The organism is Tabrizicola sp. M-4 (assembly GCF_051132405.1).
Taxonomy (GTDB): Bacteria; Pseudomonadota; Alphaproteobacteria; order Rhodobacterales; family Rhodobacteraceae; genus Paragemmobacter.
Genome location: NZ_CP128606.1, coordinates 3,656,653 through 3,681,504, shown reverse-complemented (window position 1 = coordinate 3,681,504; position 24,852 = coordinate 3,656,653). Strand labels below are relative to the sequence as shown.

22 protein-coding genes are annotated in these 24,852 nt (G+C 67.3%); 19 read left to right on the top strand and 3 right to left on the bottom strand.

The window, feature by feature from the left end; translation table 11 throughout:
• Positions 1-18: 18 nt before the first annotated feature.
• Together TabM4_RS17995 and TabM4_RS17990 are read left to right on the top strand one after the other, a co-directional pair.
• A complete protein-coding gene (locus tag TabM4_RS17995; RefSeq protein WP_434615564.1) occupies positions 19-549 on the top strand; it encodes a dihydrofolate reductase family protein in 531 nt (176 codons plus the stop codon).
• The gene (locus TabM4_RS17990) at positions 546-1,073 is read left to right on the top strand and encodes a TetR/AcrR family transcriptional regulator (protein ID WP_434615561.1); all 528 of its coding nucleotides are present in this window, start codon (positions 546-548) and stop codon (positions 1,071-1,073) included. The genes TabM4_RS17995 and TabM4_RS17990 overlap by 4 nt, the downstream gene beginning before the upstream one ends.
• Here the strand turns inward: TabM4_RS17990 and glyA are convergent.
• A complete protein-coding gene (gene glyA, locus TabM4_RS17985; protein ID WP_434615559.1) occupies positions 1,048-2,367 on the bottom strand; it encodes a serine hydroxymethyltransferase in 1,320 nt (439 codons plus the stop codon). The genes TabM4_RS17990 and glyA overlap by 26 nt on opposite strands.
• Positions 2,368-2,468: 101 nt before the next feature.
• Between glyA and TabM4_RS17980 the strand changes: the two genes are divergently transcribed.
• Together TabM4_RS17980 and TabM4_RS17975 are read left to right on the top strand one after the other, a co-directional pair.
• A complete protein-coding gene (locus TabM4_RS17980; protein WP_434615557.1) occupies positions 2,469-3,386 on the top strand; it encodes a LysR family transcriptional regulator in 918 nt (305 codons plus the stop codon).
• Positions 3,386-4,279, top strand: coding sequence for a DMT family transporter (locus TabM4_RS17975; RefSeq protein WP_434615554.1), 894 nt, complete (start codon positions 3,386-3,388; stop codon positions 4,277-4,279). Before TabM4_RS17980 ends, TabM4_RS17975 begins: the two co-directional genes overlap by 1 nt.
• Before the next feature lie 90 nt (positions 4,280-4,369).
• Here TabM4_RS17975 and TabM4_RS17970 read toward each other — a convergent pair whose 3' ends face one another.
• Positions 4,370-5,017, bottom strand: coding sequence for a LuxR C-terminal-related transcriptional regulator (locus TabM4_RS17970; protein WP_434615551.1), 648 nt, complete (start codon positions 5,015-5,017; stop codon positions 4,370-4,372).
• 251 nt (positions 5,018-5,268) lie between these two features.
• Between TabM4_RS17970 and TabM4_RS17965 the strand changes: the two genes are divergently transcribed.
• Positions 5,269-5,793 (top strand): molybdopterin-dependent oxidoreductase, encoded by a 525-nt coding sequence (locus TabM4_RS17965; RefSeq protein ID WP_434615548.1) that lies wholly within the window; start codon positions 5,269-5,271, stop codon positions 5,791-5,793.
• 51 nt (positions 5,794-5,844) lie between these two features.
• A complete protein-coding gene (locus TabM4_RS17960) occupies positions 5,845-8,469 on the top strand; it encodes a response regulator (RefSeq protein WP_434615545.1) in 2,625 nt (874 codons plus the stop codon).
• 3 nt (positions 8,470-8,472) lie between these two features.
• Here TabM4_RS17960 and TabM4_RS17955 read toward each other — a convergent pair whose 3' ends face one another.
• On the bottom strand, positions 8,473-10,377 hold the full coding sequence (locus TabM4_RS17955; RefSeq protein ID WP_434615542.1) for a hypothetical protein: 1,905 nt from the start codon (positions 10,375-10,377) through the stop codon (positions 8,473-8,475).
• 112 nt (positions 10,378-10,489) lie between these two features.
• Between TabM4_RS17955 and flgB the strand changes: the two genes are divergently transcribed.
• The 13 genes from flgB (at position 10,490) to TabM4_RS17890 (ending at position 24,820) form a co-directional block, all read left to right on the top strand.
• A complete protein-coding gene (gene flgB / locus TabM4_RS17950; protein WP_434615539.1) occupies positions 10,490-10,873 on the top strand; it encodes a flagellar basal body rod protein FlgB in 384 nt (127 codons plus the stop codon).
• A gap of 2 nt (positions 10,874-10,875) precedes the next feature.
• Positions 10,876-11,286: a flagellar basal body rod protein FlgC gene (gene flgC, locus TabM4_RS17945; protein ID WP_434615536.1), complete on the top strand. Its 411-nt coding sequence runs from the start codon at positions 10,876-10,878 to the stop codon at positions 11,284-11,286.
• Positions 11,287-11,335: 49 nt separating this feature from the next.
• Complete coding sequence (locus TabM4_RS17940) at positions 11,336-12,034, top strand: flagellar hook assembly protein FlgD (protein WP_434615533.1); 699 nt, start codon at positions 11,336-11,338, stop codon at positions 12,032-12,034.
• A gap of 39 nt (positions 12,035-12,073) precedes the next feature.
• Positions 12,074-13,345, top strand: coding sequence for a flagellar hook protein FlgE (locus TabM4_RS17935; protein WP_434615530.1), 1,272 nt, complete (start codon positions 12,074-12,076; stop codon positions 13,343-13,345).
• Positions 13,346-13,355: 10 nt separating this feature from the next.
• Positions 13,356-14,123: a flagellar basal body rod protein FlgF gene (locus TabM4_RS17930; protein ID WP_434615527.1), complete on the top strand. Its 768-nt coding sequence runs from the start codon at positions 13,356-13,358 to the stop codon at positions 14,121-14,123.
• Between the two features lie 99 nt (positions 14,124-14,222).
• A complete protein-coding gene (flgG, locus tag TabM4_RS17925) occupies positions 14,223-15,011 on the top strand; it encodes a flagellar basal-body rod protein FlgG (protein ID WP_434615524.1) in 789 nt (262 codons plus the stop codon).
• 9 nt (positions 15,012-15,020) lie between these two features.
• A complete protein-coding gene (locus TabM4_RS17920) occupies positions 15,021-15,689 on the top strand; it encodes a flagellar basal body L-ring protein FlgH (protein WP_434615521.1) in 669 nt (222 codons plus the stop codon).
• A gap of 53 nt (positions 15,690-15,742) precedes the next feature.
• Positions 15,743-16,804, top strand: coding sequence for a flagellar basal body P-ring protein FlgI (locus TabM4_RS17915; RefSeq protein ID WP_434622161.1), 1,062 nt, complete (start codon positions 15,743-15,745; stop codon positions 16,802-16,804).
• Entirely contained in the window at positions 16,804-17,103 is a 300-nt protein-coding gene (locus TabM4_RS17910) for a rod-binding protein (protein ID WP_434615519.1), read from the top strand. The genes TabM4_RS17915 and TabM4_RS17910 overlap by 1 nt, the downstream gene beginning before the upstream one ends.
• Positions 17,103-21,215 (top strand): FlgK family flagellar hook-associated protein, encoded by a 4,113-nt coding sequence (locus TabM4_RS17905; RefSeq protein ID WP_434615516.1) that lies wholly within the window; start codon positions 17,103-17,105, stop codon positions 21,213-21,215. Before TabM4_RS17910 ends, TabM4_RS17905 begins: the two co-directional genes overlap by 1 nt.
• Before the next feature lie 12 nt (positions 21,216-21,227).
• On the top strand, positions 21,228-22,499 hold the full coding sequence (locus TabM4_RS17900) for a flagellin (protein ID WP_434615513.1): 1,272 nt from the start codon (positions 21,228-21,230) through the stop codon (positions 22,497-22,499).
• Between the two features lie 39 nt (positions 22,500-22,538).
• Positions 22,539-23,504 carry a transglycosylase SLT domain-containing protein gene (locus TabM4_RS17895; protein WP_434615511.1) on the top strand — a complete coding sequence of 322 codons (966 nt, stop codon included), beginning with the start codon at positions 22,539-22,541 and terminating at the stop codon, positions 23,502-23,504.
• Positions 23,505-23,737: 233 nt separating this feature from the next.
• Positions 23,738-24,820, top strand: a complete 1,083-nt coding sequence (locus TabM4_RS17890) for a sigma-54 interaction domain-containing protein (RefSeq protein WP_434615508.1) — start codon at positions 23,738-23,740, stop codon at positions 24,818-24,820.
• The last annotated feature ends 32 nt before the right edge of the window (positions 24,821-24,852 follow it).

Genomic DNA, 24,852 nt, shown 5'->3' with positions numbered 1-24,852 from the left:
ACAACGGAAACCATCGCCATGCCCACCACCGGCCACGTATTCATCGCCACCAGCCTCGACGGCTTCATCGCCCGCTCCGACGGCACGCTCGACTGGCTGCTCTCCCGCGACGACCCGACCGAGGATCACGGCTACGACGCCTTCATCGCCACGATGGACTGCATCGTCATGGGGCGGGGCACGTTCGAGTCGGTCCTCCAATTCCCCGATTGGCACTACACTCTCCCAGTCCTCGTCCTCTCCTCCACACTCCAAACCATCCCCGACCACCTCCAAGGCAAGGTCACCATCGCCAACCTCCCCCCGACCGACGCAATGCAGCACCTCGCCACCCAAGGCCACGATCGCGCCTACATAGACGGCGGCCAGATCATCCAATCCTTCCTCCGCGCCCGCCTGATCGAGACGCTCACCATCACCACAGCCCCCGTCCTCCTCGGCGCAGGCCGCCCGCTCTTCGGAACCCTCCCCGCAGACGTCCCCCTGATCCACGAAACCACCAAAACCTTCCCCTCCGGCCTCGTCCAATCCACATGGCGCCTCGCATGACCGCAGGCCGACCCACCACCCCCCGCCTGACGCGCGACGCGATCCTGACCGAAGCCCTCGCCCTGCTGGACACGGGCGAAACCGTCCTGACGATCCGCGCCCTCGCCCAGCGCCTGAACGTCACCCCGATGGCCGTGCAACACCACATCGGCACCCGCGACGCCCTGATACGCGCCCTCGCCGACCACGTCCTCACAAAGGTCCCCACCGAAACCGAAGGCCCCCCCACCCAACGCCTCCGCGCCCTGATGCAGACCTATGTGCAGACCATCACCGCACACCCTAACCTGACCCTCGCCCTCTTCCGCACTGCAGGCCCTCTGCCACGGGAAGCCCAACGCATCACCGACGCCCTCGAATCCCTCCTCCTCGCCCAAGGGCTCAGCGCGGCAAAAGCCCGCCTCTGGCGCGACATCCTGATCGACTGGGCGCACGGCATGACGCTGGCCCAGTCCCCCGACGATCCCGCGCCAGCCCTCGACGCGCTGCTACAAGCCCTCACCGCACATAGTGCACCCCCGTGAACCGCCCCCGCATCTCGCGCACCCGCGCCGCCACCGCGCCCGGATCGTTCCCCCGCAACCCCTCCGCAATCAACGCCGCCAGCGCGGGCGCATCCCCCACCGTCACCCCCCGCCGCACCAGTTCCGGCGTCCCGATCCGCAGCCCGTTCAAATCCCCCTCCACCGCAGCAATCGGCAACCCGATCCCGCAAGCCAGGAACCCTGCCTTCCGCAACGTCTTCGACGCCGCCTGCCCGCCCCCGAACGCCGCCGCCTCCATCGCGAACTGATGGCTCGTCGTCATCCCCCGCTCCGCCGCGAAGACAGGCAGTCCCAAAGCCGCCAACTCCCCCGCCAGCGCCCGCGCCACATCCACCATCGCCTGCGCATAGGCCCGCCCATGCACCCGCCAATCCAACAGCGTGATCGCCAAGGCCGCCGACTTCGCCGCATCGAAATTCGCCGTCATCCCCGGAAAGGCGATTCGGTCCAGCGCCTCGGCAATCCCCGCATCCCGCGTCACGATCACCCCTCCCGCCGGCCCGCCCAAACTCTTGTAGGTGCTCATCGTCATCAGATGCGCCCCCTCATCCAGCGGATTGGCCCAGACCCCGCCCGCGATGATCCCGCACTGATGCGCCGCGTCGAACAGGACGAAGGCCCCCACCTCATCCGCAATCGCCCGCACCTCGCGCACCGGATGGGCGAAGAGGTTCAGCGACCCGCCGATGGTGATCACCTTCGGCCGCACCCGCAGCGCCAAGTCCCGCAGCGCCCCAAGGTCCACCGTGTATCCGTCAGCATTGACCGGCGCGTCGTGCGTCACCAACCCGTAAAGCCCCGCGCACCCCGCCTTGTGATGCGTCACATGCCCCCCGACGGCAGGCGGCGGCGCGATGATCGCATCCCCCGGCTTCGCCAGCGCCATGAAGCCATACAGGTTCGCCATCGCCCCCGAAGCGCAGCGTATCTCCGCAAACGAAGCCCCGAACACCTCCGCCGCCAGCTCCGCCGCGATGACCTCGATCTCCTCGATCGCCTCCAGCCCCATCTCGTACTTGTCGCCCGGATAGCCCAGCGAAGGCCGCGACCCCAACCCACGCGCCAGCGCCGCCTCCGCCCGAGGGTTCATCACATTCGTCGCGGGGTTCAGGTTGAAACACTCCCTGTCGTGGATCTCGAGGTTCTTCTCGATCAACGCCTCCACCCGCGCCTCCACCGCCTCGGCACTCTGCGAGGCAGCCTCCCCCGCCAGCCGCAGCACATAATCCTCGCACTCTGCAGGCACCCAGTTCCGGCGTTCAAGATGCGTCATGGCAAATCTCCTATCGATCCCCCCCGATCCCACCATCGATCCGCCCTTGCCCGCAAACCAGTTTTGCGAAAACCTAGGCTCAGAAAAGTTAAGGCTCAAAAATGCCCGTCTCCCCACCCCGCCCCAAGGACCTCCCCCTCACCGCGCTGCGCGCCTTCGAGGCAGCCGCCCGCCTATACGGCTTCGCCGCCGCCGCGCAGGAACTCGGCGTCACCCCCGGCGCCGTCACGGCCCACATCAAACAACTGGAACAAACCCTCGGCGCGCCCCTCTTCACCCGCACCCCGCGCGGCGTCCGCCTCACCCCGCTCGGCCAGCAAGCCCTCCCGCAATTCACGCAGGCCTTCGACGCCCTCGGCCAAGCCGTCAACGACCTCCGCGCCGCCGCCGCGCCGAGGACGGTCCACATCGCCACCCTCCCCGCCATCGCGCAACTCTGGCTCTCCCCCCGCCTCCCCGCCCTCCGCGCAGCAGCGCCCGAGATCACCGTCTCCATAACCGCCCTCGAACACCCCCCGAACCTGAAACGCAGCCCCTACGACCTCTCGCTCTTTTTCTCCGACACCCCCGAAGGTCGCCTGACGCCCGACACCATCTTCCCCGTCTGCGCCCCCTCCCTCGCCGCCCGCCTGACCTCGCCGCAGGACATCGCCAACCACCCCTGCCTCTCCGACGCCACATGGTCGGACGACTGGCACCTCTGGTCCCAAACCCTCCCCGACCCGCCGCCCATCCCCCAGGGTCCCACCTTCTCCCTCTATGCGCTGGCGGTGGAGGAATGCGTCAACGGCGCAGGCCTCCTCATTGGCCACGAAACCCTCGTCGCCAACCATCTGCACGACGGCCGCCTGACCGCCCCCTTCCCCCAGAAACTGACCCTCAACCGAGGCCTCCGCCTCTGGTCTGACCGCCCCCTCCGCGCAGGAACAGCCGCGAATTTCGTGGCCGACTGGCTCCGCCGCACCCCCGCGCCGCAGCCCCCCTTGGCTTCCCCGCCCCCACCCGCTACCCATCCCTGATGGACGCGCAGAAACCCCGCACGATCATCGGCATCGCCCTCATGCTCGGCGCGATGGCGGTGCTGCCCTTCCTCGATGTGGTGGCAAAGACGCTGGGCAACCAAGGCATGCCCATCCTGCAAATCGTCTGGGCGCGGATGGCCTTCGGCGCCCTCCTCACACTGCCCTTCACCCTGAACCACGGCGGTCCCCGCGCAGTCCTCCCAGACCGCCCCGCCTACCACACCCTCCGCGCGGCCCTCCTCGTGGCCGCCACCTTCCTCTTCTTCTCTGCGCTCAAATACCTCCCCATCGCCGACGCGCTGGCGATCTTCTTCGTCCAGCCCCTGATCCTCACCGCCATCTCTCCCTTCATCCTTGGCGAGAAAGTCGGCCCCCGCCGCTGGGCCGCTGTCGCCGTGGGCTTCGTAGGAACCCTCATCATCATCCGCCCCGGATTTACCGAGTTGAACCCCGGCACCCTCCTCGCGCTGGGCGCAGGCGCCTCCCTCGCGCTCTACTTCGCCATGACCCGCCGCATCTCCGGCACCGCCCCCGCGATGGTGACGACCTTCCACACCAGCCTCATGGGCACGATCCTCACCACCCTCGCCGTCCTGACCCTGTGGGAGGCGCCGACCCCCGCCCAATGGGGCCTCCTCTTCCTCATCGGCCTGATCGCCACCGTCGGCCACTACCTCATCGTCCGCGCCTACGACCATGCCGAGGCCTCGCTCCTCGCCCCCCTCGCCTATACGGAAATGGTCATGGCCACCGTCGTGGGCTGGTGGTTCTTCGGGGATTTCCCCGACGGCTGGACGTTCTTCGGCGTCGCCATCCTCATCGCCTGCGCGACCTACATCTCGATCCGCGAAAGACAGAAAAACCCGCCCCCGAACCCGGAAGCGGCCTGATCTTCGTCTTGGCTCAAATACCCTCGGGGGGAGGCGCGGCACGCGCCGCGGGGGGCAGACAGCCCCCCGGCGACGCCAGCAAGAAGCGCCTCAGATCAACCCCAGATCCCGCGCCACGATCACGGCCTGCGTCCGGTTCGACGCGCTCAACTTCTTGCAGATGCTCGTGACATGCATCTTGATCGTCGGCTCCGCCAGCTTCAGGTCGTTGGCGATTTCCTTGTTCTGCTTGCCTTCGGCCAGATAGGACAGGACCATCATCTCCTTGTCCGACAGCCGCCCGTTCTTGGTCTGCCGCCCCGCATTGTGCCGCTCGCGCACCAGTTCCAGCGGCATGTAATGCTCGCCCGCATGCATGAAGCGGATGGCGTTCGCCAGCGACCGCACGCCCGTCGTCTTCAGCACGATCCCCGACGACCCCGCATTCATGATCTCGTCCAGCATGCGCGGCGTCGGGTTACCGGTGATGATTGCCACGGGCTTGCCACCGTTCATCTTGATCGCCTTCCGCAGCCCCGCCACACCGTTCATCCCCGGCATGTTCAGGTCAAGAAGTACGACATCGAACGGCCCGTCCGATGCGATATGCTCCACCGCCTCGTCCAGCGTCTTGCCCGTCGTCACCGCCATGTCGGGCGCCGAGGACAGATACATCGCAAAGACGTCCAGAACCATCTCATGGTCATCGGCAATCAGGATGCGAATCTTGTCTGCCCCCGCCCCGCCAATAATGCTCATGGTTGTTCTCTCCACTCTTTTCTGCCGTTCGCAGATCGGCTAAGGTCGATCAACGGGGCATGGGCCGCCGAAAGGCCGTTACCTGATGCCGCCAAGGATACGGGCTTCGGTTCGTAATACAATTCCACAAGACAAAATCCCGACTAAGTAGAGATCGTACCATACTTTGGGATGGGTATGCATCCGTAATTGGAATAGAGAAAACTTCGGGTTTCGGTATCTTTCCCGCCAGTTTGTTCCTTTCGGAGTGGATGATGATCCCGACCGCAACCTTCGGCCGCATCGCGGCCTTTTCCATGTTCTCCGCCGCCATGGCGATTCTCCCCGCGCAGGCGGAAATCGCCGCGCCCAAGGGCGAGGTCGTCCTCACCGTCGGCGGCAACATCGCCGAATCGAACAGCCCAGAAGGCGCAGCCTTTGACATGGACATGTTGATGGCGCTGCCCAAATCGGGCTTCGACACCCACACGACCTGGACCGAAGGCTCGCACCGCTTCGAAGGCGTGCCGCTCAAGGCCGTGCTCGATGCGGTCGGCGCGACCGGCGGCATGATAACGGCGACCGCGCTGAACAGCTACAGCGTGGAAATCCCGATCGACGCGATCGAGGACGAAGTGCCGATCATCGCCTACCACATCGACGGCGAACCCTTCTCCCGCCGCGACAAGGGCCCCCTCTGGATCGTTTTCCCCTATGATGCAGGCGAAAAGTACCAGTCCGAACTGGTCTACGGCTACAGCATCTGGCAACTTGCGGGATTGACGATCTCCGAATGATCCCCGGCGCTCCGCTCATGTCGGGCGTGGCGCATCCTGCCGGAACCCGGAATGAGCCAGTTTTTTGACGAAGCCCTTCAGGAAACACGCCTCGCCCGCGCCGCAGTGCGGGTGAGGCATCTGATTCTGGGGATCACCTTCTTCGCCACCCTCGGCGCGATGGCCTTCGTTTTCACCAAGATCGACCAAGAACTCGACCGCTCCTCCTCCGTCGACAGCGACAACGTCACCTGGACCATGGCGCAGGTCGAGGTGGACACCCTGAAACTCCAGCGCGCCGTGATTGTCGCCGACGAAAACCCCGGCGACCCCGAGGCGCTCGACGACCTCCGCCTCGCCTTCGACATCTTCTACAGCCGCTTCAACATCCTCTCCCGCTCCGACCGCCTGATCGGCCTGCCGATCAACGAGGCGCTGCGTCAGGAACTTTGGTCCGAAGGGGCCTTCTTCGACCGCATCACTCCCGTCATCGACAGCGACGATGCCGCCCTCGCCGCCGCCGTGCCCGCCCTGCGCGACGAGATGGAGACGGTCTCCGATACCGTGCGCACACATGTCGTCTCCTCGCTGCAATCGCTGATGGAAATCGGCGATGCCCGGCGCGGCGAATTGCGCCGCTCGCTGCAGGTCTTCGCCGCCGCCTCCTTGGGCCTCCTTGGCCTGATGGCGGGGCTCTCGCTCGTCATCATCCTGCAGAACCGCGCGCAGGGGCAGCGCTCCGCCACCACCGAACGCGCCGTCCACAACCTGCGCGCCACGATCGAGGCCTCGCTCGACGCGGTGGTGATCACCGATTTCCGCGGCCAGGTCACAGATTGCAACACCGCCGCAGAAAACCTCTTCGGCCGCAAACGCGACGAATGCCGCACCGTCCGCATGTCCGACATGCTGGGCAGCGAGGGGGACGAAGACCCGCTCGCCACGCTCTACAACAAGATGCGCACCAACTCGCCCGATCTGCAGGATGGCCGCCTGCAGATGGTCGCCCGCCACAGCAGCGGGCGCGAGATGCAGGTCGAGGTCGCCCTGACCGAGGCACAGGGCGCAAATGGTGGCCCCATGTTCATCGCCTTCCTGCGCGACATCACCGAACGACTGGAACGCGAGGAAAACCTCCGCAAGGCCCGCAACGACGCGCTCAAGGGCGAAGAGGCGAAGTCCCGCTTCCTCGCCGTCATGAGCCACGAGATGCGCACCCCGCTCAACGGCCTCATCGCAGCGGCGGAACTGCTCCAGACCTCGACCGAACTCAGTGAACGCCAGAACTGGCTGTCGGAAATCGTCCTCTCCTGCGGCTGGGCGGCGCTGGATCAGGTCAACAACGTGCTGGAACTCACCCGGCTTGGATCCGAGGAATCTGCCAGCTATCAGGTGTCCGATTTCTCGCCCGTGCAGATCATGCGCGACCTCATGCTGCAGAACCAGCCGCACGCCACCAAGCGCGGCAACGACCTGCGCTTCGAGGAACCGCCCGAACCCCTGCCGAGGGTCCATGCCCCGCGCCAGCTTTTCCTGCGCGTCCTCTACAACCTCGTCGGCAATGCGATCAAGTTCACTGACGCCGGCACCGTCACCCTGCGCTTGCGCGGCGAACGCGTGGGCGACGGCCGCCAGTTGCATATGGTCATCGACGTGGTCGATACAGGCATCGGCATCGCCGAGGACGATCTTGAACGCATCTTCCACAACTTCGAAACGCTCGATGCCTCCTATGCCCGCATGCGCGAGGGCACCGGTCTGGGTCTCGGCATCGCCAAGCTCTCGGCCGAGGCTATGGGCGGCTCCATCCACGTCACCTCCGCCCTCGGCAAGGGCAGCACCTTCACCTTCGAAGTCACCCTCCCCCTCGCGCAAGAGGCCAGCCAGTCCAGCACCGCCCGTGCCGGCGGCGACGAGGAACCGCTCGCGCTCCACATCCTCGTGGTCGAGGACAACCCGATCAACAGCCTCCTCCTGACCGAGATGCTGCGCCTGCGTGGCCATACAGTCACCAATGCCGTCGACGGCATCGAGGCCATCGAAAAGACGGCCACCACCCGCTTCGACATGATCCTGACCGATATCTCCATGCCGCGCATGGACGGGGTCGAGGCCACGCGCCGCATCCGCGCCGAAGGCGCATGCCGCGACATTCCCATCATCGGCGTCACTGCCAATGCCAGCCCCGACAAGGTGCCTGAATTCCTTGCCGCAGGAATGACCGACGTCCTTGTCAAACCCGTCACGAGGAGTGCGCTGATGACGATCATCGCCAACCACGCCAACGGCTCCGGTCCCAAGCCCGCCGAACCCGCGCCCGAGACGCCTGCCGAACCCTCCGTCCTCAACCCCGAGGTCTTCCACGAAACGGTCGAGGAGATGGGCCGCGAATTCGTCGAACGCATCGCCGACCGCCTGCTGACAGAGACGGAGTCGCTCCTGCCGCAACTCGACGCCTTCGCCCAGACCGGCAGTTACGCCGAGGCCGCAAAGGCCGCGCACAAGACGGCAGGGGCCGCGGCTGCCATCGGCCTTGCGGGCCTGCACGGTGCGCTTGCCCGCTACGAAAAGGCAGCCCTTGCCAATGATGCGGCAACCGCCGCGCAGGAACTCGATGCCGCCCGCCGCATCCTGCCTCGCACGGTCAAGGAATTGCGAGAGAACGGCCTTTCCCTCGCGCTGGCAGGGGCTGAGTAGGGCTCAGCCCTCCGCCGCCCGCCGTTGCGCCCGCCGCAGCATGGCCAGTTGCAGCGCGCTCAACTCCACCCCGTCCTCGTCAAGAAGGGGCGTCTCCGGCGCGCTGCCTGTGGGGCCGCCCGCCTCCAAGCCGCCCCGTTCCCCGTCGCCGCTCCCGGCAGTCGCCTCCACCAGATCGGGCACCTGCGGCACATCCATCCCCGCCACCGGGGCAGGGGCCTCCGCGTCATCCGCCTCGACGGCTGCCACCTCCTCCATCTCAGCGAACTGGGCGGCAAGGTCCATCGCAGCAGGGGCTTCCTCCGCCACCTCCGGCGCTCCCTCCAGATCGCCCAGCAGCACAAATGCCGCATCCATCCCGGCCACCGGGGCATGGGCCTCGACGGCATCCGCCTCGACGGCTGTCACCTCCTCCATCTCAGCGAACTGGGCGGCAAGGTCCATCGCAGCGGGCGCGCCCTCCGCCACCTCCGGCGCTCCCTCCAGATCGCCCAACAGCGCAAAGGCCGTATCCATCCCGGCCACCGGGGCAGGGGGCTCCGCGTCATCCGCCTCAACGGCTGTCACCTCCTCTATCTCAGCGAACTGGGCGGCAAGGTTCATCGCAGCGGGCGCGTCCTCTGCCACCTCCGGCGCGCCCTCCAGATCGCCCAGCAGCGCAAATGCCGCATTCATCCCGGCCACCGGGGCAGGGGCCTCCGCGTCATCCGCCTCGACGGCTGTCACCTCCTCTATCTCAGCGAACTGGGCGGCAAGGTCCATCGCAGCGGGCGCGTCCTCCGCCACCTCCGGCGCGCCCTCCAGATCGCCCAGCAGCGCAAAGGCCGCATCCATCCCGGCCACCGGGGCAGAGGCCTCGACGGCCTCCGCCTCAACGGCTGTCGCCTCCTCCATCTCAGCGAACTGGGCGGCAAGGTTCATCGCAGCGGACGCGTCCTCTGCCACCTCCGGCGCTCCCTCCAGATCGCCCAGCAGCGCAAAGGCCGCATTCATCCCGGCCACCGGGGCAGGGGCCTCGACGGCCTCCGCCTCAACGGCTGCCACCTCCTCCATCTCAGCGAACTGGGCGGCAAGGTCCATCGCAGCGGGCACGTCCTCTGCCACCTCCGGCGCGTACTCCAGATCGCCCAACAGCGCAAAGGCCGTATCCATCCCGGCCACCGGGGCAGAGGCCTCGACGGCCTCCTCCAGTCCCATCGCTGCGAACTGCGCGGCAAGGTCGAAGGCTGCGGGCTTCTCCTCCACCGTTTCGGGCGGGGACTCTTCCGCCTCAGCGCCTCCCAATGCGGCGAAGGCCGCCGAGAGGTCCATCGCCCCGGCCTTCTCGCGGCCGGGCCGGGCGGTGCCGGGGGCGGAACCGGCCATCTCCGGGTTCGACAGGCCGCTTCCGCCACCGCTGCCCGTCAGGTCCGCCCAAAGCGCGGCCTCCCCATCGGCGGAAACCTCCACCTGCTCGGCCGCATCGCCCCAATCCAGCGCTGTAAAAGCCGCTGCGACATCCTGCATCGCCACCGCGCCTGAAGGGGCCTCCGGCTCGGGCGCGGCTTCCGGCTCTGGTTCCGGGGCCGCCATCAGCATCTTCGCCACGTCATCCAGATTGATCGACGTCACCACACCCTTCGACATGGGCTTCGGCGGCACGATCACCACGGGCGGCGGCGGTTCCACCACCGGCACGGGTTCCGGCTCCGCCACGACCGCGACCACCGGCTTCGGCGGGGCCTCCATCGCCTTGCGGATCAACTCGATCCGCGCCGCCAGCAGCGCCCTCCGCCGCATCCCCGGCGGTTCCGCCGCGTGATAGGCCGCCAGCCGCGCCACCGCCTCATCGGGGTCAAGCCGCGCCACGGCCTTCACCAAGGCCCGGCTCATCGTCTTCAACGGCGTCAGCTTGCGTGCAGCCCCCACGGCCCCCTCCCCGTTCACAATCCCAACCACCGGTCCATGCCACTTGGCACGCCCCTTGCAACGCTCCGGCCTGAAAGCCGGGATTCCCCCGAAAAACCGAAGGTCAAGGACAATGACGGTCAGCTTTGCGGATTCGATAGGCCTGCACGCCCAATCTCTGATGCTGCGCGAAAAGCGCGGCGAGATCATCGCCTCCAACATCGCCAACGCCGCCACCCCCAATTTCAAGGCCCGCGATTTCGACTTCGAATCCGAACTCGCCCGCGCCACCGGGGATGCGGGCCTTGCCCGCACCGATGCCCGGCACCTCGGCGGCACCTTCGCCGAAGGCAACCTCGGCTACCGCGTGCCTCTCAACTCGTCGCTCGACGGCAACACGGTCGAAATCGCGGTGGAGCAGATGGAATTCGCCGAGAACACCCTGCGCTACCAGACCAGCCTGCAACTCCTCAACCGCCGCATTTCCGGCCTGATGACCGCAATCAAAGGGGAATGACGATGACCGAGATCCGCAACGTCTTCGACGTCGGTGCCCGCGCCATGGCCGCGCAGATGGTGCGCATGAACACGGTCGCCTCCAACCTCGCCAATGCCAGCACCGTCTCGACCAATCCCGAAGACGCCTTCCGCGCCCTGCGTCCGGTCTTCGAAACCGAATTCTCCCGCGCCAATGACGGCCTTTCCACCGCCACCGTGCAAGAGGTGGTCATGCTGGACCGCGAACCCGCCAAGCAATTCCGCCCCGACCATCCCGCCGCCGATGCTGATGGCTTCGTCTATGCCGCCGCCGTCAACACCGAGGAAGAGATGGTCGAAATGGTCGAGGCCAGCCGCCAGTACCAGAACACGCTGGAAACCATGTCCACCCTCCGCACGCTGATGGCACGAACCCTGCAGATGGGCCAATGACGCCGCCCGATGACGCCCACCGCCTTGCCCGTGCCCTGAAAGGATCGCCATGCTGAACTTCGATGCCACCACAGGTGCCTTGACCACCACGAAAACCAGCAGCGCCGCCTCTGCAAATGCCGCGACCGCCACCACCACGGCCACCAGCGCCGCGCTGGGCCAAAGCGATTTCCTTACCCTCATGCTCGCCCAGTTGAAGAACCAGGACCCGCTCCAGCCGATGGAGAACGGGGAATTCCTCGCGCAACTCGCGCAATTCTCCACCGTCGGCGGGATCGAGAAGGTCAACGAAACCCTGTCCACCCTTGGCGAGGGCATGCGCGATTTCCGCATCTCCACCGCCGCCAACCTTCTGGGCCACGAGGTGCTGGTCCCCGGCAACATCGCCCGCGCCGGGGCCGATGGCACCATCAACGGCGTCGTCGATCTGCCCAAGGATGCAAGCTCGGTCGTCGTCAGCTATTCGAACGCCGCGACCGGAGAGCTTCTGCACACTGAAACCTTCGCCAACCAATCCGCAGGGCTGATGGGCTTCTCTTGGTCCAACCTGCCCGCCGGGATGGCCGAGGCGCGGACCCCGGTCCGCATCAGCGTCTCCGCCACCACCTCCGACGGCACCGCGCCCGTCGGCCCCTCCGTCTTTGCCAAAGTCCTCTCCGCCAGCAGCGGCAGCGGCGGCAAGGAAATGACCCTGAACATCGAAGACTACGGCGCCCTCAACGCGCTCGAAGTCGAAGCCTTCCGTTAACTTTCCAAGTCCACGTCTGCCAGACCCGAGGAAAACCCCATGTCGATGAGTACCGCCCTGTCCGGCCTGATGGCCGCCCAAGCCGACATCTCCGCCACCTCCCACAACATCGCCAATGTCGGCACCGTGGGCTTCCGCTCCAGCCGGGTGGAATTCGCGGACGTCTTCTCCTCCTCCCCCTTCTCGAACCAGCGCACGGCCATCGGCTCGGGCGTGCAGGTGCAGCGCGTGGCGCAGGACTTCACGCAGGGCAACGTGGTGACCACCGGCAACCTGCTCGACATCGCGATCGAAGGGCAGGGCTTCTTCGCCATCCAGAACACCACCGATGAAAACGGCGCGGCGGGCGAGGTGCGCTATACCCGTTCGGGCGCCTTCAACATGGATGCCACTGGCAACGTGGTGAACGCATCGGGCGACTCGCTGCTTGGCTGGCCCGTTGGCCTCAACGGCCAACCGCTGACGAACCAGCTTTCGCAGGCGATCCCGCTGCAGATCCCGCTTACGCGCGGGCTGCCGGTCGCCTCTTCCATCGTGAATCTCGACGTGAACCTGCCCTCCGATGACGCCATGCTCGGACAGCAGGCCGCTGTCCCGCCGGGCGTCGCCTTCAACGCCGCCGATCCCACGACCTATGCCGTCCGTACCGTGATCCCGATGTATGGCGACAACGGCACCCCGGTCGAGGCCGAGGCCTATTTCATCAAGATGCAAAGCCCCGACGCCGTGAACACCGACACGATCTTCGAACTCCGCCTGATGATCGAAGGCACCGAGGTCACCCCGACCAACCCCGCCATCCTCCCGCAGGTGACCTTCGACATCGACGGCAACATCACGGCGGGTGGCACGCTCAACTTCGGCACCAACGGCCTTGCCGTGAACCTTGCGGGTTCCACCATCACCAACCAACCCTTCTCCGTCGCCTCGGCAAGCCATAATGGCGCGGCGGCAGGCAGCCTGACCAACCTCGAACTCGATGGCACGGGCGCGATCTGGGCCACCTATGGCGACATGGGCCGTATCGCGATGGGCCGCATCGTTCTGTGCAACTTCGCCAACCCGCAGGGCCTCAAGGTGCAGGGCAAGGCCACCTTCGCCGTCACCTCCGATTCCGGCCCGCCCGTCGTCGGCACCCCCGGCACGGCAGGCTTCGGCCTCCTGCGCGGCGGCGCTCTGGAACGGTCGAACGTCGAACTGACCGAGGAACTGGTGAACCTCATCTCCGCCCAGCGCAACTATCAGGCCTCTGCCAAGGCGATGGAAACCTCCACTTCGCTGATGCAGACGATCATGAACATCCGCAGCTAAGGCCCGCTGAATGGACAAGCTGATCCACACCGCGCTCAACAGCCTGGCCGCCGTCCGCGCCGGCCAGATCACCAATGCCCAGAACCTCGCCAACCAGACGGTTCCCGGCTTCCGGCGCGACATCATGCCCGAAGGCCAGACCTTCGTGATGGAGGATCTGGGCGTCCTGCAATCCCGCGCCTACCAGATCCCGGAAAAGGATGCCGCCTTCTCCGATCTGGCGGGTTTCATCAACCACACCGGCGAACCGCTCGACCTCGCGCTGGCGCAGGACGGTTGGTTCTTCGTCGGCCCGAACGAGGGCGGCGGCGGCCCCGCGCTTTCCCGCCGGGGCGACCTGCGCGTCGATGCGCAGGGGCGGCTCACCAATGGCGGCGGCGACGCGATCCTTGATCAGGGGCTGCAACCCATCGTCCTGCCGCCCTTCCGCAACATCATGATCAACGAACTCGGCGCGATCACCATCGAACCGCTGGACGGCGCGCCGGGCGAACGTGTGCAGGTGGCCACCATCGCCACGACCCGCGCGCAGGGCCTGCAACTGACCAAGGGTCTCGACGGGCAGATCCGCCCTGTCGACGGTGCCCCGCTTCCCGCCCCCGATCAGCAGACAAAGATCATGCAGGGCGCACTCGAAGGCTCCAACGTCAATTCGACCGAGGAACTCATCAAATCCATCGAACTGCAGCGCGCCTTCGAGTTGAACGTGCGCATGATCACCACCGCCAAGGAACTCGACGAGGCCAGCAGCCGCCTCCTCCGCATGCCGGAATCCTGATTTTTTCCGGCTGCGCCCTAAAACGGCGCGCCTCCCCGCCGTCGGCTGGCACGGGCCTTGCAGAATTCTCCGTGACAGACACTCCGAGAGGTGCCCCCGATGTCGATTGATGCGATGCATGTGGCCAAGACCGGCCTCAATGCCCAGCAAACCCGGATGCAGGTCATCGCCAACAACCTGGCGAACGTGAACACCACGGGTTTCAAGCGTGACCGCGCCAATTTCGAAAACCTGCTCTACCAGAACATCCGCCCCGCAGGCTCCCCCACCTCCGAAGGCACGCAGCTCACCACGCCCCTCGCCGTGGGTACCGGCGTCCGCGTCGTGAACACCGAAAAGCTCTACCAACAGGGCAGCCTCCAGAACACCGAAAACGCCCTTGACGTCGCGATCGACGGGCAGGGCTTCCTGCAGGTCCTCCTTCCCGATGGCCGCATCGCCTATACCCGCGACGGCACCCTCTCGCGCAATCCCGAAGGCACGCTGACCACCGCCTCCGGCTATGTCATCCAGCCGGAAATCCAGATCCCCGACGGCGCGCTCTCCATCAACATCTCGGCCGACGGCATCGTCTCGGTCCAGCTCCCCGACGCGGTCGAGGCGCAGGAGGTGGGCCAGATCACTTTGGCCTCCTTCTCCAACCCGCGCGGCCTCGAACCCATCGGCGAGAACTTCCTCGTCGAAAGCTCCGCCTCCGGCCCCGCCGTCGTCGGCAACCCCTATGCCGACGGCATGGGCAAGCTGGTGCAGGGCTCGCTCGAGGCATCCAACGTGAATGTCGTGCAGGAACTTGTCGACATGATCGAAACCCAGCGCGCCTACGAGGTGAACTCCAAGACCATCTCCGCATCCGACGAAATGATGCGCTTCCTTTCCAACAAGCTCTGAGGCTGATCGATGAATTCCGCGCCCTTCAAGGCCCTCGCCCTCCTTCTCGCTGCAGCGGCCTGCACGCCGACCCAGATCGAAGAGAAAGAGTCCCTGAACTTCGCCCCGGTCTACCCGGAAGAAGGCTACATGGACAGCAACCGCATCCCCACGGGCGGCATCTACACCGCCTCTTCGGGCGGCATATTCGCCTCCGACCGCCGCGCCGCACGCGTGGGCGACATCCTCACCGTGCAATTCGTGGAACGCTTCCAGGCGTCCAAGACGCAATCCGCCTCCGGCTCCCGGTCCAACAGCTATTCGCTGGACATGCCCGACGCGCTGACCCTCGGCCTCGATGACGGCCTGCTCGACAACGGCACCGACCAATCCTTCAACGGTCGCGGTCAGGCGCAGCAGTCGAACTCGCTCACCGGTCGCCTCTCCGTGCAGGTGGTCCGCGTCCTGCCCGGCGGCATGCTCGAAGTGATGGGCCAGAAACGCCTGACCCTGAACAATGGCAACGAATATGTCCGCCTCACCGGCGTCGTCCGCCCCGAGGATATCAGCGCCGACAACGTAATCCCCTCCGATCGCATCGCCCATGCCGTGATCAAATACGTGGGCGCAGGCACCGTGCATGACACGTCGCGCCCGGGCTGGCTGCGTCGCGGCCTCGACGCGGTGTCGCCGCTGTGATCCGCGCGCTTGCCCTCGCCCTTGCCCTCGCGCTCGGCCTTGCCCCCGCGGCAATGGCCGACCGCCTGAAGGACATCACCTCGGTTGCGGGCGTCCGCTCCAACCCGCTGGTGGGCTATGGGGTCGTCGTCGGCCTCTCCGGCTCGGGCGACGGCAATTCCGGCCTCACGCTGCAATCGCTGCAATCCCTGATCTCCCGCCTTGGCCTCACGGTCGAGGCGTCGGATCTGAACGCCAGGAACGCCGCTGCCGTCATGGTCACGGCCGAACTCCCGCCCTTCATGAAGGAAGGTCAGGTGATCGACGTGACCGTTTCCACCGTCGGCTCGGCCAAGTCGCTCAAGGGCGGCACGCTCCTGATGACGCCCCTCATGGGCGCGGATGGGGAAATCTACGCCATCGCGCAGGGCAACCTCATCGTCGGCGGCTTGGGGGTCGAGGGGCAGGACGGCTCCTCCCTCACCGTCAACGTCCCCACCGTGGGCCGCATCCCGCGCGGCGCCACCGTCGAACGCATGGTTCAGGCCCCGTTCCAAGAGACGGACAATCTCATCCTTAACCTCAACCGCCCCGATTTCTCCACCGCCGCCGCCGTGGCCAAGGCCGTGAACGAAGTCTTCGGCGAAGGCGTGGCCAGCGCGCTTGACGGCACCTCCGTTGTCATCCGCGCCCCCTATGACCCGAACCAGCGCGTCACCTTCATGGGCATGCTGGAAAACATCGAGGTCACCCCCGATGCCCCCGCCGCCCGCGTCGTGGTCAATTCCCGCACCGGCACCGTCGTCATCGGCGGCCATGTCCGCGTCACCCCCGCCGCCGTCACCCACGGCTCGCTCACCGTCTCCATCTCCGAAGACCCGCAGGTCAACCAAAGCGCCACGGTCGTCAATGGCGACGGAACCGTCGTCGTGCCGGGCGAAACCGTGGTCACCCCCGACAGCGCCATCACCGCCACCGAAGAGGCCAACCGCGCCTTCGTCTTCGATCCCGGCGTCTCGCTCGCCTCGCTCGTCGATGCGATCAACGCCGTGGGCGCCGCGCCCTCCGACCTCGTCGCCATCCTCGAAGCCCTGCGCGAAGCGGGCGCGCTCCGCGCCGAACTCGTGGTGATCTGATGGAAATCCGGCCCACCAACACCACAGGCTTCTCCCTGACGCCGCAGCGCGATCAGGCCGCCGAACTGCGCAAGGCCGCCGAGGGCTTCGAAGAGATGTTCCTCGTGCAATTCCTCAAGGCCGCCCGCGCCGCCTCTCTGGGCGAGGACATCATGGGCTCCAGCGCGGTGGACAAGACCCGCGACCTCTTCGATGCCGAAATCGCCCGCAGTTCCGCTAACCGCACCGGCCTCGGTATCGCCGCCGCGGTGGAACGGCAATTCGCCCCCAACATTGCCAAGTATCGGAGCGCTGACTGATGTCGAACATCATGGACATCGCCAGCTCGGCCATCAGCGTCTATCGCACGGCGCTGGGCGTCACGGGCGAAAACATCGCCAACGTGAACACCGACGGCTACCGCCGCCGCGATGTCCAGACCTCGCAGATCGGCGGGGCGCAAACCACCGTCACCACCATGGCGACGGGCGGGCAGGGCGTGCAGATCGATCAGGTCCGCCGTGCCTTCGACACCCTCCTCGCCCAACGCCTGCGCACCAGCACCTCCGAGGTGACGGCGGCGCAGGTCCATGTCGATGCGGCGCTGGCCGTGGAAACCACCCTCCTGCCCAACACGGGCGGCATCGACGCCGCGCTCGAAGGCTTCTTCGGTGCCATCGGCAGCCTTGCCTCCTCCCCCGCCGACACCTCGCTTCGCCGTGTCGCCATCGAGGCAGGCACCACCCTCGCCTCCTCCTTTCAGGGCATCGCGGCAAGCCTCATCCGCCTGCGCGAAGACACGCTCGCCGCCGCCCAGATGTCCGCCGCTCAGGCCACGCAGGACCTTGCCGACCTGCACGAACTGCAAAAGCGCTTCACCGCCTCCAACGGCACGCTCGGCTCGCTCAACCCGCTGCATGACGAACGCGACCGCCTGCTCACCAGCCTGTCGAAGAACCTCGGCGTCACTGTCGCGCTCGATGATCAGGGCCGCGCCACCATCACGCTCGGCACCTCCCCCGGCGGCCCGACCCTGCTCGATGCCACGGGCCCCGCCGCCCTTACCGTATCGGGCGGGGCCGACCTCACCCTCACCATCGACCGCAACGGCACCACCCGCGACAGCCGCATGATCGGTTCCGGCCAGCTGGGCGGCTATGTCACCGCGCTGGGCGCCATCAACACCGCCATGCAGGAAATCGACGCCCTCGCGCGCAAGATCGCGGGCGAGATGAACGCCGTCCACTCCGCAGGCATCGACCTGACGGGCGCACCCGGCGGCGACATGTTCTCGCTCAGCGGCTGGACGATGTCCCGCGCCCCCACCAACCAAGGCTATGCACGGGCCGAAATCACCGTCACCGGCGAACAGACCACCGGCCCCATCACCCTGATCCACGACTCCGCCCTCGGCCAATGGCGGGCCGAAGATGCGCTGGGCAACGTGCTGGGCAGCGCCGCCAGCCTGCTCGTCCTCCCCGGCGTGACGATTGAGATCGAAGGCGAACCCGCCAACGGCGACCGCCTGACCTTCACCCCCACCGACGGCCTCGCCGTCAACATGCGCTTCCTGCCTGTCGTGCCCGAAAGCCTCGCCGCCGCAGTGGCCAGCCTCGTCGCCCCCGGCGCGGGCAATACCGGCTCCGGCTCGGTCGCCATGGCCCCCACCACGGTCGCCCCGCCGACCGTGCCGCAGGCATCGACCGTCCTTGCCGGGGCAACGAACGGCGCAGGGGCCGTCACGCTGCTCTCCCCCGGCGTCGTGGGCTACATCCCCGCTGGCACCACCGCCACCACGCTGGCCAGCCTCGGCCAGCAATCCACCGCCGATTTCGCCCTTGCCGATGCCGCCGTCGACGGCACCACCAGCCTGACCGTCAACCTTGACGGCACGCCCCATACCTTCGACCTCACGACGCTGGCAGGCGGCGGCCCCCGGCCCGCAGGCTGGACCGTCGCCCAACTCGCCGCCGCGCTCACAGCGGGCCAGTTCGAAACCGGCGCGGGCGAAACCTTCGCCTCCCTCGGCCTTGCCGCCGCAGGCACCGACGGCGCGCTCACCCTCTCGCGCAGCGCGGGCAACATCACCTCCGCCACGCTCGACGCGCAGGGGGCCACCGTCACGCCTTCGGCGGGGCAGGGCGGCACGCTCCAGATCTTCACCCGTGAAGGCCGCCAGATCGCGGGCACCCCCATGTCCGCCGCCGACATCGCGCTTCTCTTCACCACCGCCAACGGCTTCCTCCCCGGCGCGCAATACGTCACCGATTACCTCGAAGCCCCCGATGGCGTCGGCGGCTATCGCGGCCTCTCGCTCGACAGCACGCAGGGCAGCGGCCTGCAGACCGCCACGCTCCTGCCGCCCCCTGCCGTCGCATGGTCCGGCTCGCTCGAGGCCGCCGCCAGCCCCGACCGCACCATCCTTCTGGAACAGCCGGGCGCGAACCCCATCAACCTCACTCTCCCCGCAGGCAGCAGCGCGATGCGCCTCGCCGAAATCATGACCGCCGCCTACCCGGGGCTGGAGGCCGATGCCTCCACCTCCGTCGGCCTCTCCGTGGCGGGCGACGGTCAGGTCTCCTTCCGGCTCGAAGGCGCGAACGGCACGCCGCTCACGGTCACGGGCAACGTCTCCGGCGGCAGGCTCGACTCCCTCCTCCTCGCCGTCAACGGCGTCTCCGGCACGACGGGCATCACCGCGCAGCTTTCCCCCGATGGCACACGCCTCCTGATGACACAGGCCGATGGCCGCGACATCCGCCTCACCAACTTCACCCATGCCGCAGGCGGAACGGCTACCCTGCAACCCTCCAACGATGCAGGCACCGCCGCCGGTGCGCCCGTCACCCTCGGCGCAGGCCAGACGGCGGCCCGCATCTCCGGTCAGGTCACGCTCACGCAGGCGCAGGGCTTCACCGTCACCATCGACGGCAACCGCATCGACTCCGCCGCCGATGCGCTGCAGGGCGGGCTGATCACCTCCACCTCCGCCGCCGCCGGGGCGCAACGCACCCTGACCTTCGACTTCGACCCCGCCTATGACGCCTCCGCCGCATCACCCGATGGGAGCGCGGCACTGGCAGGACCCACGAATTACAGCCTCACCCTTGGCGGGCGTTCGGTCACGCTCAACACCGCCACCAACGCGGCCGCCTCCGCCGCCGACGTGGCCTCCGGCCTTGCCACATTGCTGCGCGAGGAGATGCCCACCGCCACCCTCTCCGGCGCGGCCCTCGGCACGCTGCCCGGCGAAGGGGCCTCCACCACCATCAGCGTGGATGGCCAAAGCTATGTCCTGCGCATGACGGGCGGTGCGGTGCAGGTCACGGGTCCGGAGAATGGCCGCGTCACCGCCGCCTTCGACGGCGCGAACCGCCTGCAGATCTCGGTCAATGGCGGCTCCACCGATGCGGGCTTCATCGCGATCCCCTCCAGCACCACCTCGGCAGCCTTCGGCCTGTCCCCAGCGCAGAACCCCACCACCCGCCTGACGGGCCAGCCCGTGACGGGCGGCCTGCCCGCGCCGATGCAGGTGGAAATCGGCACCACCCAATACACGCTCACCGTCAATCCCGGCCCCACCGTCACCCTTCCCCCCGGCTTCCCCGGCACGGCCACGGTCGATGGCACGGGCGCGATCACGCTGGAACTCCCCGCAGGCAGCGCCGCGGCCCGCGTCCTTCCCGGTTCCCCGGCCACCGGCTTCTCCTCCCTCGGCACCGCGCTTTCCGTCAGCGGCGAGGACATGGTCCTGCAATCCTCCAACGGCAGCGTGATCAACCTCGCCACCGCCACCTCCTCCGTCGCCGGACAGCGGCTGAACCTTACCAACCTCCCGCCCGAAGACCTCATCATCGTCATGACGGGCACGGGCACCCTGCGCATGGCGGGCGACATCACCGCAGGCCCCCCGCCCACCGCGGTTCCCGCCGTGGAACTCCGCGTTCTCGATGCCACCGCCGGCACCGTGGGCCTCTTCGACATCGCCACCGGGCATTCCATCGGCACCCGCACGCTGGACGCCGCGCGCGGTGCGGTGATCGACGGCCTCTCCATCTCGGTCGCGGGCAACCCCAACACCGGCGATACCTTCCGCCTCACGCCCAACACCGATGGCCGCAACGATGGCCGCGCGCTCGACGCGATCCTCGGCCTGCGCTTCAGCGATGTCGCCACCGGTCGCGGCGGCTTCGCCCGCATCCTCTCGGACCTGCAATCCGAAGTGGGCACCCGCGCGGGCGCCGCCAAGCAGACCCTCTCCGCCCGCACCGCGGTGAACGACACGATCCGCCGCGCCGATGCCGAACAGGGCGCCGTCGATCTCGATGCCGAGGCCGCCCGCCTTCTGGAACTGCAACAGAACTATCAGGCCGCCGCACAGGTCCTGAGCGTTGCTCAGGAACTCTTCGACACCCTCCTCAACTCCATCTGAAAGGCATGACACATGGCCGCCAGCATCGGTAACGCCCTCGCCGGCAAGATCACGATGGAAGCCTTCAACCGCCTTTCGGGCGATATCTCCAGCCTGCAAGCCCAGATCTCCTCCGGCAAGAACGACCCCCGGCCCTCCGCCGATCCCATGCGCGCGGCCCAGCTTTCCGTCGTCATGGAACAGCGCGCCGCCGTCGCCCGTTTCACGGAAAACGCCCAACTCGCCACCGACCGCCTCGATCAGGCCGATGTGCAGATGGAAGAGCTTGGCAACATCGTCCGCGAATACATGACCATCGCCATTCAGGCCGCCAACGACACCCTCACCGAAGAGGGCATCGCCGGCCTCCGCTCCGAAGCGCTCGCCCTGCGCACCGCGCTCCTCACCGTCGCAAACTCTCGCGACACCATGGGCCTGCCCCTCTTCGCAGGCTTCGGCAGCGGCGAACCCTTCGCCAACGGCCCGAACGGCGTCGAATACCTTGGCGACGGGGGCCGCCCCACCCTTCGCCTCACCGAAACCGCCACCCTCGCCACCGGCCTGAACGGTTCCGAAGTCTTCATGTCCGTTCCCACCGATCAGGAAGGGGGGCGCAGCCTCTTCGAGATGGTCGATGACCTCATCGCCACGCTCACCCTGCCGCTGCAGAACGCCCGCCCCAACCACACCGTCGAGGGCAAGGGCCTCTTCTCCCCCGCCGCCACCCGCGACCCGGTGCAACTCTCCTTCGACCTCACCGGTCCCGGCGGCACCGTCACCATCTCGGCCGAGGTGATGCGCGGCGCGCCGCAGCCCCTGCTCGACGCCGTCAACGCAGCCAGCCCCACCACCGGCGTCACAGCACGCCTCGCCGCCGACGGCGAAAACCTCATCTTCGAGGCCATCGGTCCGATGACCCTGTCGAACTTCGTCCAGCCCACCGCAGGCCGCCAACCCGTGGGCAGCTTCGTCGCGCTGGACGAGGCCGATCTTCCCACGACCTCTGCCACCCTCATCCGCACCGAACGCCTCTCCTCCAGCCGGATGGTCGGCAATTTCAACGATGCCGTCGCCCATGCCGCCGCCCAGCGGGCCGAGGTCGGCGCCCTTGGCCGTCTGGCCGAGGACCACGCCAAGGTCCTTGCCGAACGCAAGCTGCGCATCGACCAGTCCGTCGCCAACCTGCAGGATCTCGACGTCGCCGCCGCGATCACGAAACTGCAGCAACTCCTGCTCACCGAACAGGCCGCGCAGCAGACTTTCGTCAAGATCAACGGCACCACCCTGTTCGACTACATCCGCTGATCCGGTACCGATCTGGCCCGCCCCTTGCAGGAAAGCGGCATGTTCCGCGCCGTCACCTTCGCCCTTGCCCTCCTCCTGCCCGGCCTTGCCGCCGCGCAGGATTGCGCCCGCCTCGCCGCCGAAGCAGGCGCTCAGGCGGGCCTTCCCGACGGCCTCCTCCCCGCCATCTCGCTGGTCGAGGCCGGTCGCGGCGATGGCAAGGGCGGCGTCGCCCCATGGCCATGGACGCTGAACGAAGGCGGCAAGGGCAAGTATTTCGACACCCGCGAAGAGGCGCTCGCCTATCTGAAAGAGGCGGTCGCCCGCGGCGTCACGAATATCGACGTGGGCTGCATGCAGTTGAACTGGAAATGGCATTCGGCAGGCTTCGAAAGCCCCGAAGACATGATCGATCCCGCCCGCAACACCCGCTATGCCGCCCGCTTCATGGTGGAACTCTACAACCGCCTCGAATCCTGGGACGTCGCCGCCTCCGCCTACCACTCCACAAACCCCGAACGCGGCCGCCGTTATCTCGCCAAGGTTCAGGCCGCCCAGCAAAGCTTCCGCCTCGCCCCCCCGACCGAACTCGCCGGAACCGACGGCGACCCCTCCGGCGATGGCGCGATCATGCCCAACCGCACCACGCTCCTCGTCGCCATTCCCACGCAACTCGATGGCATCCTCGCCCATGCCGGAACACCGCTCTTCGCCATGGCCTCAGCGCCTCCCGCCGATGGCTTCACCGGCGAAACCCCCTTCGACGACCCGGCCGAAGAGGGCGAAGCAATGGCCGACGGGGCCGAGGAAGACATGCGCGGCACCGCCGAGGCCGCCGCCGACCGCCCGCCGCCGCCGCGTCCCGCAGCCCCCGCCGCACCCGAACGCCTGCCACCCCCCGACCTGCCCATGGTCATCGCCGCCGCCGCCGTCAGCCTCGCCCTGCCCGAGAACCTCCCCCCCCGCCTGCGCAACCGCTGGGCCGAGGTCGAGGAGATGAGGCGAATTCTCGCCGACTCCCCCTAGGCTCTTGGCACGAAATTGCCCAAATCATTGTAAATGAAAGGGAAACGATACATCCGAAGGGATGGGTCGACTCTCTCCTTTCGATGGGGTGCCATCCCTTTTCCGCCACAAGGCCGACGCTCATCACGTTGATCGATTCCGATGGTCACTATCATGTGAACCTTACGTGCCGTTGGAGGTTTCTAATGACGACTCATTGGTTTGATCGTGATCTTTCTGTTCAGCCTGTGCCCATGACGACCCCGCTTTCATCGGCCCTTCCCGAAAACATCGTGGCAAACATCATCGTCGGCGAAACCGCCCCGATGCGCACGCTCAAGCGCATGATCGCCGCCGTCGCGCCGTCTGACGCCGCCGTCCTCGTCCGTGGCCCCACCGGTGCCGGCAAGGAACTGGTGGCCGAGGCGCTGCACCGCGCCTCCGGCCGCAAGGGAGCACTGGTCGCCGTCAACTGCGCCGCCATCCCGTCCGAGCTGCTGGAATCCGAACTCTTCGGCCACGAGAAGGGCGCCTTCACCGGCGCGGAACGCGCCCGTCCGGGCCGCATCGAACAGGCCGCCGGCGGCACCCTCTTCCTTGACGAGATCGGCGACATGCCCGCCGCCCTGCAGGCGAAACTTCTGCGTGTCCTCGAAACCCGCCGGGTGCAGCGCCTTGGCGGCACCGCCGAACAGACGGTCGATTTCCGCCTCGTCACCGCCACACATCGCGACCTTACCGCCTCCGTGGCCGCGGGCGACTTCCGCGCCGACCTCTTCTACCGCATCTCGGTCTTCCCGCTCGCGGTGCCCAGCCTTGCCGACCGCACCGCCGACATCCCGCTCATCCTCGCCCGCCTGATCGAAGATCACGCCGCCGCCAACCCGCAGACCGAAGTGCCTCACTTCGACCTCGGCGCGCTCCGGGCGCTCTCGGCCTATCCTTGGCCGGGCAACATCCGCGAATTGAAGAACGTGCTGATGCGCGCCTTCGTCATGCTGCCGGGCCGAATGGTCACCGCGCGACATGTCCGCGACAACCTCCTCGGCATGGAAATGCCCGCCCCCGACAGCGCCGAAGTCGTGATGCCCGAACCCCCGGCCCCCGCCGAAAAGGGTGCGCTGCCTGACCCCTCGCAATTCCACGACGCCCTCACCCGCATGGGTGACATCGACCTGCGCGGCTACATCCGCGACATCGAGGTCGCCCTGATCGAGGCCGCGCTCGATACCCGTCAGGGCAATGTGGCACAGGCCGCCGATGCCCTGCGCCTGCGCCGCACCACCCTGATCGAAAAGATGAAGAAGTTCGGCATCCGCCGCGGCCTCGTGGCCTGATCCTCACATGGCAGAAAAGGGAAGGGGGGCCA

Coding starts and splice junctions, on each gene's coding strand:
- TabM4_RS17960 (WP_434615545.1), top strand. CDS start 5,845: ATGAGCCAGTTTTTTGACGAAGCCCTTCAGGAAACACGCCTCGCCCGC.
- TabM4_RS17910 (WP_434615519.1), top strand. CDS start 16,804: ATGGAAATCCGGCCCACCAACACCACAGGCTTCTCCCTGACGCCGCAG.
- TabM4_RS17990 (WP_434615561.1), top strand. CDS start 546: ATGACCGCAGGCCGACCCACCACCCCCCGCCTGACGCGCGACGCGATC.
- TabM4_RS17895 (WP_434615511.1), top strand. CDS start 22,539: ATGTTCCGCGCCGTCACCTTCGCCCTTGCCCTCCTCCTGCCCGGCCTT.
- glyA (WP_434615559.1), bottom strand. CDS start 2,367: ATGACGCATCTTGAACGCCGGAACTGGGTGCCTGCAGAGTGCGAGGAT.
- flgC (WP_434615536.1), top strand. CDS start 10,876: ATGACCGAGATCCGCAACGTCTTCGACGTCGGTGCCCGCGCCATGGCC.
- TabM4_RS17975 (WP_434615554.1), top strand. CDS start 3,386: ATGGACGCGCAGAAACCCCGCACGATCATCGGCATCGCCCTCATGCTC.
- flgB (WP_434615539.1), top strand. CDS start 10,490: ATGACGGTCAGCTTTGCGGATTCGATAGGCCTGCACGCCCAATCTCTG.
- TabM4_RS17900 (WP_434615513.1), top strand. CDS start 21,228: ATGGCCGCCAGCATCGGTAACGCCCTCGCCGGCAAGATCACGATGGAA.
- TabM4_RS17915 (WP_434622161.1), top strand. CDS start 15,743: ATGGCCGACCGCCTGAAGGACATCACCTCGGTTGCGGGCGTCCGCTCC.
- TabM4_RS17970 (WP_434615551.1), bottom strand. CDS start 5,017: ATGAGCATTATTGGCGGGGCGGGGGCAGACAAGATTCGCATCCTGATT.
- TabM4_RS17935 (WP_434615530.1), top strand. CDS start 12,074: ATGTCGATGAGTACCGCCCTGTCCGGCCTGATGGCCGCCCAAGCCGAC.
- TabM4_RS17940 (WP_434615533.1), top strand. CDS start 11,336: ATGCTGAACTTCGATGCCACCACAGGTGCCTTGACCACCACGAAAACC.
- TabM4_RS17980 (WP_434615557.1), top strand. CDS start 2,469: ATGCCCGTCTCCCCACCCCGCCCCAAGGACCTCCCCCTCACCGCGCTG.
- TabM4_RS17890 (WP_434615508.1), top strand. CDS start 23,738: ATGACGACCCCGCTTTCATCGGCCCTTCCCGAAAACATCGTGGCAAAC.
- TabM4_RS17995 (WP_434615564.1), top strand. CDS start 19: ATGCCCACCACCGGCCACGTATTCATCGCCACCAGCCTCGACGGCTTC.
- TabM4_RS17930 (WP_434615527.1), top strand. CDS start 13,356: ATGGACAAGCTGATCCACACCGCGCTCAACAGCCTGGCCGCCGTCCGC.
- TabM4_RS17965 (WP_434615548.1), top strand. CDS start 5,269: ATGATGATCCCGACCGCAACCTTCGGCCGCATCGCGGCCTTTTCCATG.
- TabM4_RS17905 (WP_434615516.1), top strand. CDS start 17,103: ATGTCGAACATCATGGACATCGCCAGCTCGGCCATCAGCGTCTATCGC.
- TabM4_RS17920 (WP_434615521.1), top strand. CDS start 15,021: ATGAATTCCGCGCCCTTCAAGGCCCTCGCCCTCCTTCTCGCTGCAGCG.
- flgG (WP_434615524.1), top strand. CDS start 14,223: ATGTCGATTGATGCGATGCATGTGGCCAAGACCGGCCTCAATGCCCAG.